This window comes from Clostridium tyrobutyricum (assembly GCF_019144085.1).
Classification (GTDB): Bacteria; Bacillota; Clostridia; order Clostridiales; family Clostridiaceae; genus Clostridium_B; species Clostridium_B tyrobutyricum_A.
On sequence record NZ_JAHHUY010000007.1, the window covers coordinates 12,993 to 25,762 of the forward strand.

The following is a 12,770-nucleotide window of genomic DNA, read 5'->3' on the forward strand; positions in this document are numbered from 1 at the left end:
TTTTTCGTTTTGCAATTTTTTTCTAATTATCTGGAATAATTTTATGTAAATAAAAATAGAAATTAATATAAAGAAAGGAGAGATAAAAAATATGGATACTAAAGAAATTATGAATATACTGCCAGAAAGATTAAAGAATGAAATTAGAGATTTTATAATGAATAAAGCTTTACAAGAAATAAGAATTAAAATAAATGGACCACTAATACTTCAAGTTGGAAATAGAGAAGTGATATGTAAATATGTGGCAAACATACAAGATTTAAGTACAATAATTAAAAGAATGAGCAATTATTCTATTTATGCCTTTGAAGAAGAAATGAGACGTGGATATATAACTATAACTGGTGGACATAGAATAGGAATTTGTGGAAGATGTGTAATCGAAAAAGGTGAAGTTAAAACTATCAAGGACGTATCATCTTTAAATATAAGAATATGTAGAGAGATTACTGGATGCTCCAATCAAGTAATGAAATTTATTGTAAATGAAAATAAAATCATAAATACTATAATAATTTCTCCACCTAAATGTGGGAAGACAACCCTTATAAGAGATATAACAAAGAATATATCAAATGGAATTGAATCTATGAATTTTAAAGGAAAAAAGGTATGCATAGTAGATGAAAGAAGTGAAATTGGAGCTTGTTCATGTGGAGTTCCTCAATTGAATATAGGAATAAGAACTGATGTATTAGATGGATGTTTGAAAAGCGAAGGCATAATTATGGCAATAAGAAGTATGTCACCAGATGTTATTGTGTGCGATGAAATTGGAAGTTATAAAGATATGGATAGTATAGTTACAGCACTTAATTCTGGAGTGAATTTGATAACTACAATACATGGTTATGGAGTACAGGACTTGGAAAACAGACCTGTTTTTAAAACAATACTTGAGAACAAAGTATTTAGAAGAGCTATAGTTTTAAGTGGTAGAAATGGAGCAGGCACAATAGAATATGTATATGATTTTTCTAATAAAAAAAAGATTTTAGGTGAATACATTGATTAAGCTTATAGGGTGTATTATGATACTTTGTTCTACTACAGCTCTAGGGTTTAATTATGGTGAGAAATTGCAAAACAGGACTAAAGAGCTTAAAGAATTGCAGAGATGCATATATGACATTCAAAGTCATATAATATACACTCATGCTCCATTGCCAGAAGCTGTATTAAACGTAGCATCCAAGGCGGAGGCACCTATTTCAACACTACTTATGGAAATCTTTCATATGTTAGATGAAAACAAGGTGGATAATGTTTATCAGGCATTTAAAAATGCTTTCTTAAAACAAAGAGAAATACTTAGTTTGAAAGATGAAGATATAGATGTTATTTTAGATCTTTCTAAATCTTTAGGTGAATCTGATATAGAAGGACAAAAGGCTGTATTCTCTTTAACTATTGAAGACATCAAAAAACAGATAAAAATATCCGAGTCAATTTTAAAAAAGAATCTAAAGATGTACAGGTGTTTAGGATTTTCTGTGGGTGCTGTTATAGTAATACTTCTAATTTAACTTTTAACAAAGAATATAAGGAGAGATACTGATATGTTGGATATAAGCTTGATATTTAAAATAGCGGCAGTTGGGATAGTTGTAATAGTAATAAACAAAGTTTTGGAAACTAGTGGTAAAAGTGAATATGCAGTGGTGATTAATATAGTTGGAATTGTAATAGTACTTACAATGGTGGTAACTATTGTAAATAAGCTGTTTACTACAGTGAGAACTATGTTTCAATTTTAAGGAGAATTTATGGAGATAATTAAAATTGTTTTATTCGCTTTTACTGCATTGTTCATAGCTCTTATTTTCAAGGGTAAAGGAAGAGATGATTTCGCTGTTTATATAAGCATTGCAGCTGGTGTATTAATATTTATATTTATGTTTACAAAAATAACTGCAGTAATACAATTTATACAGCAGTTGGCAGTGAAGGCAAATATAGATTTTGTATATTTAAATACTGTATTTAAAATACTTGGTATTGCATATCTGGCATCTTTTTGCAGTGAGATATGTAAAGATGCAGGAGAAAATAATTTAGGAGCAAAAGTTGAATTTGCAGGAAAAATTTTGATATTAGGTCTTGCAATTCCTATACTGATGGCTGTATTGCAGTCAATTTTAAAGATTATGTAGGTGTTCATATGAAGAATATTATATTGGGTTTATTTATTGTACTTATATTGGGATTTAACGTACAAGCTTCTGATACTTCAGATATTAACGTAGATACAAATACTTCAAATGTAAATAATTCAGGAGATATAATAAAAAAAACTGGGGATGGGAATGTAGAAAGTAAAGTAAATTATGAGAAAGATCAAGTAGATAAATTATATGATTATATATCTAATATGAAAACTAAAAATGAGATACTTAGAGATATAGACTTTAAAGAATATGTAAAAAACTTTATGAAATCAGGAGATGGAAAAATATCAGCAAAAAAAATAATAAATGCATGTGTCATGTATTTATTAAGGGAACTTGCAGCCTCTATAAAACTTCTGGCAATTTTGGTGATCATAGCTATAATATGTGCATTGATAACAAATTTACAAAGAGCGTTTAGTTCAGAGGGATTATCAAACATAGCTTATTTTGCATGTTATTCACTGCTAATAATAATAATGGCCAGAAGTTTTTATATAGGAGTTGATTTGGCACGTTCAACTATAAAAGACTTAACAGATTTTATGATGGCACTTGTACCTATACTTATAATGCTTTTGACCACAGTTGGAGGGGTAGTGGAAGCAACTGTTATGGACCCTATTGTAATAGGAACTATAAATATAAGCGCACAAATATTTATGAATTTTATAATACCACTTATATGTATGTCATTTGTTCTTCAATTTGTAAACAATTTATCTTCGGAGTATAAGATAGATAAACTTACAAAACTGTTAAATCAATCAGCACTTTGGGCTCAAGGAATAATTATGACTATATTTGTAGGAATAATGACAATAAGAGGAGTTACATCCAATACCATAGATCAGGTAACTGCAAAGACTGCTAAATTTGCAGTGGATAATTTCGTTCCCATAGTTGGGAAAAGTCTTTCTGATGCTGTATCTACTATAGCAGGTTATTCACTACTTATAAAAAATTCTCTTAGTAGTGTAGGACTTGTAATATTGATTCTGGTATTGATATTTCCTGTAATTAAGCTTGGAGTACTTATAATACTATATAAACTTACAGCTGCCTTGATAGAACCTATAAGTGATAGCCGTATGGTCAATTGCATAAATTCTGCAGGGGATTCTCTTACACTTATAACTGCGTGTCTTATTTGTATTTCTACAATGTTCTTTATAATGATAGCTATTATTGCTGCTTCGGGCAAAGTAATGCTTTAGATAAAAGGTGGTTTGTTGCTTTTGGAATACTTAAGAAGTTGGTTGATAAAAATATGTACTGCAGTTTTCTTTATAACAGCAATAGAGATGATATTGCCAAATAATAGTTTTAAAAAATATTCAAAATTTGTACTTGGCTTAATACTGATTACTGTTTTTATAAATCCAATTGTGGGTTTGTTTAATAAGAATTTTGATATTAATTCATATACCTTGAAATTAACTCAACAATTTGAAAAAAATCAGAATTCAAATGATATAGAAAAGTACAAGGAGGAAAATTTAAATTCCACTCTTGAGGAGTTTAAGTTAAATCTACAGAATAATTGCCAGCAAAAGCTAGATGAAAAATATCCTGATGGAAAATATTCTGTAAAAGCAAATGCCAGGTATGATAAAGAAAGTGGAAATATATATATAACTGGCATATATGTAACAGTTAAAGACGGAAGTGTTGATACAGTACAAAAGGTAACTATAAATACAGAAGGTGAAAACTATGATAATTCTGATGAATTGAGTGGTAAACAGGGAGGAGAAATAAGGTCATATTTAGGTAGCCAATTGGATATAGCTGAAAATATTATTCATGTAAAAAAAGGTTAATTTAGAATGGATAGGTGAAAAACTATGAATTTTAAAAAGTGGTTTTCAGAAATTAATAAAATGCTGGATAAGAAAAACTTAAAAAATAAAAACAATAAAGTAAATCTGATGATAATTTTTTTATTGGGGATTCTCATGATTATAGTTGTAAGTTTTTTTAAAACCCCGGATTCCAATAGCTCTACTACTGCCAATGCCAATAAATATGTTAACACTCAGAATCAGCAAAATAACCCTCAAAATCAATCAGAGGATACTTATGAAAAATATATGGAAAATAAATTAAAAAGCACTTTGGAAAAGATAGATGGTGTTGGAAAAGTGGAGGTAATGATAAATTTTGAAAGTGGAGAGGAAAAAGTTCCTGCAATGAATGTAAATGATTCTACGAATACTACCAATGAAAAGGATAATTCAGGAGGAACAAGAAATACAACTCAAAATAATAATGGAAGTACAGTAGTCATGAAAAATGATGGTGATAAATCTGAACCATTAATTGTAAAAACATACAAACCAAAGGTTTCAGGAATAGTAGTAGTAGCTCAGGGTGCAGAAGATAATATAACTGAGCTTAGAATATCCAAAGCGGTGATGGATCTTTTTGATATAACTGATGACAAGATAAATGTATATCCTATGAAAAAATAGTATATATAAGCGATAAATAGCATATATTTTAAAGAAAAGATAAGGGGGAATAAAAATGAACAAAAAGCAGGCTATAATTATTGTAACTCTTTTAGCATTAATTGTTTGTGTTGGAGTGCTTGCTACAAAGGTAAATAGTCCTTTTAGTGTTGCAGAAAATACAACAGATAGTACAAATATTAGCAGCAATAGTGGAAAAAGTGCTGTATCATTCAATAGTAACGACAGTAAAACTTCTAAGTCACAATTCTTTGAGGAGGCAAAACTTAACAGGGATCAAAAGGATGCAGAAACTCTTCAGAAACTAAAAAATCTAATTGATGATAAAAATGTATCCCAACAGAATCGTTCAGAAGCTGAAAAGAAATATACAAGTCTAGCTATGAATACTGATTATGAATCAAAAATAGAGACTACATTGAAGAGCAAAGGCTATGATAATGTTATATGTTCTATAGAAGATACTAAGGCTAGAGTAATAATTAAAAAAAGTGATGACTTGACAGATAAAAATACTAGAGAAATAAAAGACATAGTTATGAGTATTTCTAAAATAAGCGATGTAGAAATAGAAGTAAAAAAATAATTAAAACATATTTATTTGTAAAAAAATTTACCATTTGATATAATACAGGTATATAGTTTTTCAATAAATGAAAACTAGGAGGTGCTGTAATGGAAGAAAATACGAGTGGCGAAATCGATGTGGGTATTGTTAAAATATCCGATGAAGTAGTTGGAGTAATTGCAGGACTTGCTACTACAGAAATAAATGGAATAGTTGGCATGAGTGCAAATCTTGTAGGTGGTATTACAAAAATATTAAGAGGCAAGAAAAATCTTTCAAAAGGCGTTAAAGTAAGTGTAGGGGAAAGTAGTGCTGCTATTGATCTTTATGTAGTGGTAGAATATGGAGTTAGGATTCCAGATGTTGCATTAAAGGTTCAGGAAAATGTTAAAAAAGCAGTTGAGTCAATGACAGGATTAGAAGTTTCTGCAGTAAATATACATGTTCAGAATGTTATAATTCCAAAATCTGAAGAAGATGAGGATATAGAAGAAATTGAAGAAGAGTAAAATAAAAAAAACACCCTCTAAAGAGGGTGTTTTTTGTTGTATACTGATTATTTACTTGAACTGGCATAATAGTTTAAGTATAATATATCTGAAATGAGATAAATTACATGTATCCAGATGGAGGTAAAGATGAACAGAAAGAAATCACGAGAACTAGCAATGAAATTATTATTCCAGATGACAATAAACAAGCAGGATTTTGATGATACCATAGAGGCTGTAGAAGAAAGTTCAAGTTTAAAAGATATTGATATGGACTATTTAAAAAGAGTTGTACAGGGAATAGAAAAAAATAAGAATATATTAGATGAAAGAATACAAAAGTATTTGAAAAACTGGAAGTTAAATAGAATATCTAAAATTGATATTACAATTCTAAGAATTTGTTGCTATGAGTTTCTATATGAAGAGGATATACCTAAGAATGTGTCTATAAATGAGGCAGTAGAACTTGGAAAGATATATGGAGAGGATAAATCTGCATCTTTTATAAATGGAGTACTTGGAAACATGATTAAAGATATAAATAAGGAATGATCAATATGCATATAAAGGTGTTAACAGTATCTGATATTAATAATTATATAAAGCGAAATTTTGATAATGATTTTATACTTAACAATGCGTCTGTAAAAGGTGAGATTTCAAATATAAAGTTTCACAGCAGTGGTCATATATACTTTTCTTTAAAAGATGAATCCAGCAAGATAAATTGTATAATGTTTAAAAGCTCTGCAAGAAATTTGAATTTTATTCCTGAAAATGGCATGAAGATAATCTTAAAAGGCAGAATTTCAGTATATGAAAAAGAGGGAGTATATCAATTTTATTGTGATGAAATGAAATTGGATGGTTTAGGTGAATTGTACATAGCTTTTGAAAAACTGAAAACAAAACTTGAGACCAAAGGATTATTTGATGAAAATCATAAAAAAGATATACCTAAATATGTGCGAAAAATAGGAATAGTCACTTCAACTACAGGAGCAGCTGTACGTGATATAATAAATGTAACTAAAAGAAGAAATAAATGTATTGATCTTGTTATTTATCCTTCTCTAGTTCAAGGAGTGGATGCAGCGGAGGATATAATAAATGGAATAAATGTATTAAATGCCAGAGATGATATAGAAATTATAATTTTGGCTAGAGGTGGAGGTTCCATAGAGGATTTGTGGTGCTTTAATGATGAAAGAGTAGCCGATGCTGTATATAATTCTAAGAAACCGATAATAACCGGTGTAGGACATGAAATTGACTATACAATAGTTGACTTTGTGTCTGATAGAAGAGCACCTACACCATCTGCGGCAGCAGAAATTGCAGTTTTTGATTTGAATAATTTACTTGAAAAAATAGTAAATTATAAAGGCTTTTTAAATAACCACATAGTAAATATTCTGGAAGAAAAAAGACTCAGGCTCATGGCGTCAAGAAAAAGGCTTGATTCAAACAGTCCCTTAGTTTATATAGTCAATCAATATTCAAATATGGAAAAGTTACGGAATATAATTAATATAAAGATGAAATCAGCAATTTCATCCAATATAGAAAAACTTGATAAGTTGAAAAGCCTGCTAGATACTAATAATCCACTTAATATATTGAACAAGGGATATTCTATAATACAGGCAGAGGATGATAAAGTGGTAAATTGTATAAAAGAGCTAGACAAACAAAGTAAAGTTAATATAATTATGAAAGATGGAAAAGCTGGATTTGATATTTCAAGATTGAAAGAAAATGATTAGGAGAGATGATATATGCCTAGGAAGGCTCAAAGTTATGAGGATATGATGACAAAGCTTGAAAATATAGTAGATGAAATGGATAAAAATAATATTTCGTTGGAAGACAGTATGAAAAAATATGAAGATGGAATAAAGCTTTGTGACAAGATGTATAAAATATTAAAAGAAACAGAAGGAAAAATAAATATCCTCACAGAACAAGGAGAAAAGAACTTTGACAAATAAAATTAAGATTATATAGGAGATATTCAATTATGAAAAAAGGAAATAATGATATGATTGAAGATTTAAGACAAGAACTGAATTCATATTTACATGAATATATGTCTGGAAAAGGGTCTTATAATAAAAAAATATATGAAGCAATGCAGTATAGTTTAGATGCAGGTGGAAAGAGGATAAGACCAATATTATTTTTACTTACTTATATGATCTATAAAAAAGAATATAGAAATGTTATGGAAATAGCTGCAGCTATTGAAATGATCCATACTTATTCACTAATTCATGATGACCTTCCATCTATGGATAATGATGATTTAAGACGTGGTAAACCTACCAATCATAAGATCTTTGGAGAAGGAATTGCAGTACTTGCAGGAGATGGTCTTTTAAATGAGGGAATGAGCCTTATGTTTAAGCATTGTTTAAAAGATACTAATAAAAATAAAGTAAATGCATGCAGCATTATTGCCGAGAGTGCAGGAGTTGAAGGCATGGTTGGAGGTCAGACTGTGGATTTACTAAGTGAAGGTACTAAAATACCTATAGATCAGTTATACTATATGCACAGCAAAAAAACAGGAGCTCTTATAAAGGCTGCTATTGTGTCAGCAGCAGTATATGCTGGTGCCAGTGAAGATGAAATAGACAAATTAAGTTATTACGGTAAAAAAATAGGATTGGCATTTCAAATAAAAGATGATATATTGGATGTAACTGGAGATACCAAAAAATTAGGAAAAAAAGTAAAAAGCGATGCAAATAACAATAAAACAAATTTTATAACTACTTATGGTTTAAATAAGTGTATGGAAATGTGTAATTCCATTACAAGTGATTGTGTAGAAGTATTACGTGGTATAAATAGAGATACCCATGAACTGGAAAGATTGACTGTGCTTTTGCTGAACAGGGAAAATTGATTTTAGTATTTATTTTGAATAAAAAAAACAGCTGTGATATAATAATTAACTGTGGTATATTCTCCTGAAGATTTTTACATGAAGCTTCAGGTTTTTATTATATAGAAATGATTTTTAATCAGCGTATTAAAAAAGGATAGATGTATATATGTATAATCTGCTAGATAAATATAAAGACATAAATGATATAAAAAATATGGGATTTAAAGAAAAAATACAATTGGCTGAAGAAATAAGAAGGTTTTTAATAGATAAAGTTTCTAAAACAGGTGGACATTTAGCATCAAATTTAGGTGTGGTAGAGCTTACTATGTGTTTATTGGACGTATTTGATTTTAATAAGGATAAGATAGTTTGGGATGTTGGACATCAATCCTATGTATATAAAATATTAACAGGCCGGAAAAGTGGATTTGATACTTTAAGACAGTTTGGGGGAATGAGTGGATTTCCAAAAACATCAGAAAGTAAATATGACTTTTTTCAAACAGGTCATAGTAGTACGTCTATATCAGCAGCTTTAGGAATGGCAAGATCAAGAGATATTCAAAATAAAAAGTACAATGTTATTGCAGTTATAGGAGATGGCGCACTTACTGGTGGAATGGCACTGGAAGCTTTAAATGATGTAGGATATAGGAAAACAAGATTGATTATAGTATTAAATGACAACCAAATGTCTATAGCACATAATGTAGGTGGTGTATCCCGATATTTAAATAAATTGAGACTTGATCCTAAATATAATAAGTTGAAACAGGATGTTGAGAATGGACTTAAAAAGATACCTAACATAGGACCGGGAATGGCGAAATATTTAGAAAAGTTTAAAAATGGAATAAAACAGATGATTGTGCCTGGAATGTTTTTTGAGGATATAGGACTCAAATATTTAGGACCTATAGATGGACATAATATTAAAGATTTGGTTGAAGTATTTACTATGGCAAAAAAAATAAATGGACCTGTAGTAATACATGTCGTTACAAAAAAAGGAAAAGGATATAAATTCGCAGAAAAAAATCCAGGAAAATTTCATGGAATAGGACCATTTAACTGTTCTAATGGTGAAATAGCAGTATCTTCTACAGAGACGTATTCAAAAGCTTTTGGAAATAAGCTTATTGAAATTGCTGAGAAAAATTGTAAATTAGTTGCTGTAACTGCTGCAATGAAAGATGGTACAGGACTAAAACTCTTTTCCAATAACTTTCCTGATAGATTTTTTGATGTGGGAATTGCAGAACAACACGCAGTAACTTTATGTGCAGGTATGGCAAGAACTGGACTTAAGCCTGTTTTTGCAGTATATTCTACCTTCCTTCAAAGGGCATATGATCAGATTATTCACGATGTCTGTATACAGAAATTATCTGTTATATTTGCAGTTGACAGGGCTGGAATTGTAGGAGCAGACGGAGAGACACATCAAGGAATATTTGATCTTTCGTATTTAACTCAAATGCCAAATATGAAGGTAATGTGTCCTAAGTGTACTGATGAGATTGGATATATGCTTGATTTTGCACTTGAACAAGAAGGTCCCGTAGCTATAAGATATCCAAGAGGTGGCGATAACGTATGCTTGGAGCCTATCAAAGAATTTAAGCTTGGAAAATGGGAGAGAATAGAAGGATATGGTAAAATAGCGTTAATTGCTGAAGGGAAAATGATTCAATATGCTGTTTTGGCTAGAAGAAAATTAATTAAGATTGGAATAGACGTAATAGTAATAAATGCCTGCTTTGTAAAACCTATAGATGAGGAAATGATAAATAATTTAGTGGAGAATAATATAGATATAGTAACTATAGAAGATAATATAGTAAGGGGAGGTATGGGATCCTATATACTTGAGTATATAAATTCATTACAAAACCATATTAAAGTCATCAATTTGGGATTTAAAGATGAATTCATACCTCATGGCAAACCTGAAATATTGTATAAACTATATGGATTGGATGCTGAAGGAATAAAGACAAGTGTGTTGAAAATTGTAAGTGAGGGAGTTAACTATGGCACAAAATAAAGAGAGATTGGATATACTTTTAGTAAATAATGGTATATTTGAATCAAGGCATAGAGCACAGGCAAGCATAATGGCAGGTGAAATATTTGTAGAAGGTAGTAAGGTTGATAAATGTGGACAAAAGATTAAAATAAATTCCAATATAGAATTCAGAGGCAATAAAATGCCATTTGTTAGCAGAGGAGGATTAAAATTAGAAAGGGCTGTCAATAATTTCAATATAGATTTAAAAAATAATATATGTTTGGATATAGGAGCATCTACCGGTGGCTTTACGGATTGTATGTTGCAAAATGGCGCTGTCAAAGTGTATGCTATAGATGTAGGATATGGACAATTTGCATGGAAACTTAGAATAGATGAAAGAGTAATTTGTATGGAAAGAACAAATATAAGATATGTAAAATTTGAAGACATAGGACAATATGCGGATTTTGCCAGTATTGATGTATCTTTTATATCTCTTAAGAAAGTTATTCCAACAGTTTTAAATTTATTGGATAATTATGGAAAAATAATGGCTCTTATAAAGCCGCAATTTGAAGCAGGCAGAGAAAAAGTTGGAAAAAAGGGTGTAGTTAGAGAAAAATCTACTCATATTGAAGTTATAAATACAATTGTAGATTTTATAAAACAAATTGATCTCAATATAATTGGACTTGATTATTCACCTATAAAAGGTCCTGAAGGAAATATAGAATATTTAATTTATTTTACAAAGGAAAAGAATTTTAGTGAATCCTTTAAAAAAGCGGATGTGGCATATACGGTCAATCTAGCACATCATGAGTTAAACGGAGAGGAACTATGAAAAATATAGGAATTAATGTGAATTCAACTAAAGATCCTCAATATAAAATGCTGGATTTTATTATAAAAAATATTTATAGTGTAAGTAGAGATGTAAATATAAAAACTTATAAGGACTGCATTGGACTTAATGCAGAAGAAAGCAATAAATTAGATGTAATAATAGTTCTTGGTGGAGATGGAACTATATTAAATACTTCAGGAAAAATTCTGGGATCAGATACACCTATACTTGGAGTAAATATAGGACACCTTGGATTTTTGACTCAGATAGAAGTAAATAGTATAGAGCCTGCACTTAAGAGCTTTTTTAAATCAGAATATGTAATGGAAGAAAGAAGCATGATTGAATGTAGTTTTAATACTGAATCTGGAATTAAACATTATCATGGATTGAATGATGTAGTATTATATAAGGGTATCAAAAACAGAATTGAAAAATATGATGTCTTTGTAGACGATAAATTTTATAATAGTTTTAATGCAGATGGAATTATAGTATGTACCTCTACTGGATCTACAGCATATAATTTGTCTGCAGGAGGACCTATAGTTCACCCGTCTTTAGATGCCTTCTGCCTGACACCTATGTATTCTCAATTTTTAACTGCTAGAACTATTGTATTAAATAATAATAGTTTGATTACTGCAAAAGTAAGGAAAAATACTGGAAATATATTTTTGTCTGTAGATGGACAGGAATGGATTGATATAAGTGGATCAGTGGATGTGAATATTACCAAATCCAGGTATACTAGAAAATTAATAAGGTTCAGTAATAATTCTTTCTTTAAAACTCTCAGAAATAAGCTTACTTTTAGTAGGTAAGGAAGGTGAAATTAAAAAGTATGAAGATGACTAGGCACACAAAAATACTTGAGATTATTAATTCAAAAGATATAGAAACTCAGGAAGAATTGGCAGAGCAGTTGAGAAAAAGCGGAATGAATGTAACACAGGCAACTGTATCTAGAGATATAAAGGAGCTAAAACTTATAAAAGTATTATCTGAAAGTGGAAGATATAAATATGCCACCATAAATCATACAGAAAAATTTTTACCTAATAAATTGGCATCTATATTTTCTCAAACAGTTATAGGAGTTGAAAATGTAGAAAATTTTGTAGTGCTGAAGACAATCTCAGGATCTGCAAATGCAGCGGCAGAAGCAATAGATTCATTAAGTTTTGTAGGAATTGTAGGTACTATAGCCGGAGACAATACAATATTTGTATTAGCAAGAGATGGGGAAAAGGCTAGGGATATAACTCAGAGAATGAAGAAAATGATTTATAAATAAGGGGGATTG

17 protein-coding genes are annotated in these 12,770 nt (G+C 29.9%); all 17 read left to right on the plus strand.

Features of this window, described 5'->3' with window-relative positions:
• The first annotated feature begins 91 nt into the window (after positions 1–91).
• A complete protein-coding gene (gene spoIIIAA / locus KM800_RS04685; protein WP_217812020.1) occupies positions 92–1,018 on the plus strand; it encodes a stage III sporulation protein AA in 927 nt (308 codons plus the stop codon).
• On the plus strand, positions 1,011–1,529 hold the full coding sequence (gene spoIIIAB, locus KM800_RS04690) for a stage III sporulation protein SpoIIIAB (protein WP_217812021.1): 519 nt from the start codon (positions 1,011–1,013) through the stop codon (positions 1,527–1,529). The genes spoIIIAA and spoIIIAB overlap by 8 nt, the downstream gene beginning before the upstream one ends.
• A 33-nt stretch (positions 1,530–1,562) precedes the next feature.
• The gene (gene spoIIIAC, locus KM800_RS04695) at positions 1,563–1,760 is read left to right on the plus strand and encodes a stage III sporulation protein AC (protein WP_217812022.1); all 198 of its coding nucleotides are present in this window, start codon (positions 1,563–1,565) and stop codon (positions 1,758–1,760) included.
• 9 nt (positions 1,761–1,769) lie between these two features.
• On the plus strand, positions 1,770–2,156 hold the full coding sequence (gene spoIIIAD / locus KM800_RS04700) for a stage III sporulation protein AD (RefSeq protein WP_217812023.1): 387 nt from the start codon (positions 1,770–1,772) through the stop codon (positions 2,154–2,156).
• 8 nt (positions 2,157–2,164) lie between these two features.
• A complete protein-coding gene (gene spoIIIAE, locus KM800_RS04705) occupies positions 2,165–3,388 on the plus strand; it encodes a stage III sporulation protein AE (RefSeq protein WP_217812024.1) in 1,224 nt (407 codons plus the stop codon).
• A 21-nt stretch (positions 3,389–3,409) separates the two neighbouring features.
• The gene (gene spoIIIAF, locus KM800_RS04710) at positions 3,410–3,994 is read left to right on the plus strand and encodes a stage III sporulation protein AF (protein ID WP_254906467.1); all 585 of its coding nucleotides are present in this window, start codon (positions 3,410–3,412) and stop codon (positions 3,992–3,994) included.
• Positions 3,995–4,018: 24 nt separating this feature from the next.
• Entirely contained in the window at positions 4,019–4,645 is a 627-nt protein-coding gene (gene spoIIIAG / locus KM800_RS04715; protein WP_017750762.1) for a stage III sporulation protein AG, read from the plus strand.
• Positions 4,646–4,700: 55 nt separating this feature from the next.
• Complete coding sequence (locus KM800_RS04720; RefSeq protein ID WP_217812026.1) at positions 4,701–5,231, plus strand: SpoIIIAH-like family protein; 531 nt, start codon at positions 4,701–4,703, stop codon at positions 5,229–5,231.
• A gap of 89 nt (positions 5,232–5,320) precedes the next feature.
• Entirely contained in the window at positions 5,321–5,722 is a 402-nt protein-coding gene (locus KM800_RS04725; RefSeq protein ID WP_017750760.1) for an Asp23/Gls24 family envelope stress response protein, read from the plus strand.
• A 129-nt stretch (positions 5,723–5,851) separates the two neighbouring features.
• Complete coding sequence (gene nusB, locus KM800_RS04730; protein WP_217812027.1) at positions 5,852–6,259, plus strand: transcription antitermination factor NusB; 408 nt, start codon at positions 5,852–5,854, stop codon at positions 6,257–6,259.
• 5 nt (positions 6,260–6,264) lie between these two features.
• Positions 6,265–7,473 (plus strand): exodeoxyribonuclease VII large subunit, encoded by a 1,209-nt coding sequence (xseA, locus tag KM800_RS04735; RefSeq protein ID WP_217812028.1) that lies wholly within the window; start codon positions 6,265–6,267, stop codon positions 7,471–7,473.
• Positions 7,474–7,485: 12 nt separating this feature from the next.
• Positions 7,486–7,698, plus strand: coding sequence for an exodeoxyribonuclease VII small subunit (locus KM800_RS04740; RefSeq protein ID WP_217812029.1), 213 nt, complete (start codon positions 7,486–7,488; stop codon positions 7,696–7,698).
• 29 nt (positions 7,699–7,727) lie between these two features.
• Positions 7,728–8,618 (plus strand): polyprenyl synthetase family protein, encoded by an 891-nt coding sequence (locus tag KM800_RS04745; protein WP_217812030.1) that lies wholly within the window; start codon positions 7,728–7,730, stop codon positions 8,616–8,618.
• Positions 8,619–8,766: 148 nt separating this feature from the next.
• Positions 8,767–10,650 (plus strand): 1-deoxy-D-xylulose-5-phosphate synthase, encoded by a 1,884-nt coding sequence (dxs, locus tag KM800_RS04750; RefSeq protein ID WP_217812031.1) that lies wholly within the window; start codon positions 8,767–8,769, stop codon positions 10,648–10,650.
• Positions 10,637–11,461 (plus strand): TlyA family RNA methyltransferase, encoded by an 825-nt coding sequence (locus KM800_RS04755; RefSeq protein WP_217812032.1) that lies wholly within the window; start codon positions 10,637–10,639, stop codon positions 11,459–11,461. The genes dxs and KM800_RS04755 overlap by 14 nt, the downstream gene beginning before the upstream one ends.
• Positions 11,458–12,288 (plus strand): NAD(+)/NADH kinase, encoded by an 831-nt coding sequence (locus KM800_RS04760; protein ID WP_217812033.1) that lies wholly within the window; start codon positions 11,458–11,460, stop codon positions 12,286–12,288. The genes KM800_RS04755 and KM800_RS04760 overlap by 4 nt, the downstream gene beginning before the upstream one ends.
• Positions 12,289–12,308: 20 nt before the next feature.
• Positions 12,309–12,761 carry an arginine repressor gene (locus KM800_RS04765; protein ID WP_217812034.1) on the plus strand — a complete coding sequence of 151 codons (453 nt, stop codon included), beginning with the start codon at positions 12,309–12,311 and terminating at the stop codon, positions 12,759–12,761.
• Positions 12,762–12,770: the final 9 nt, after the last annotated feature.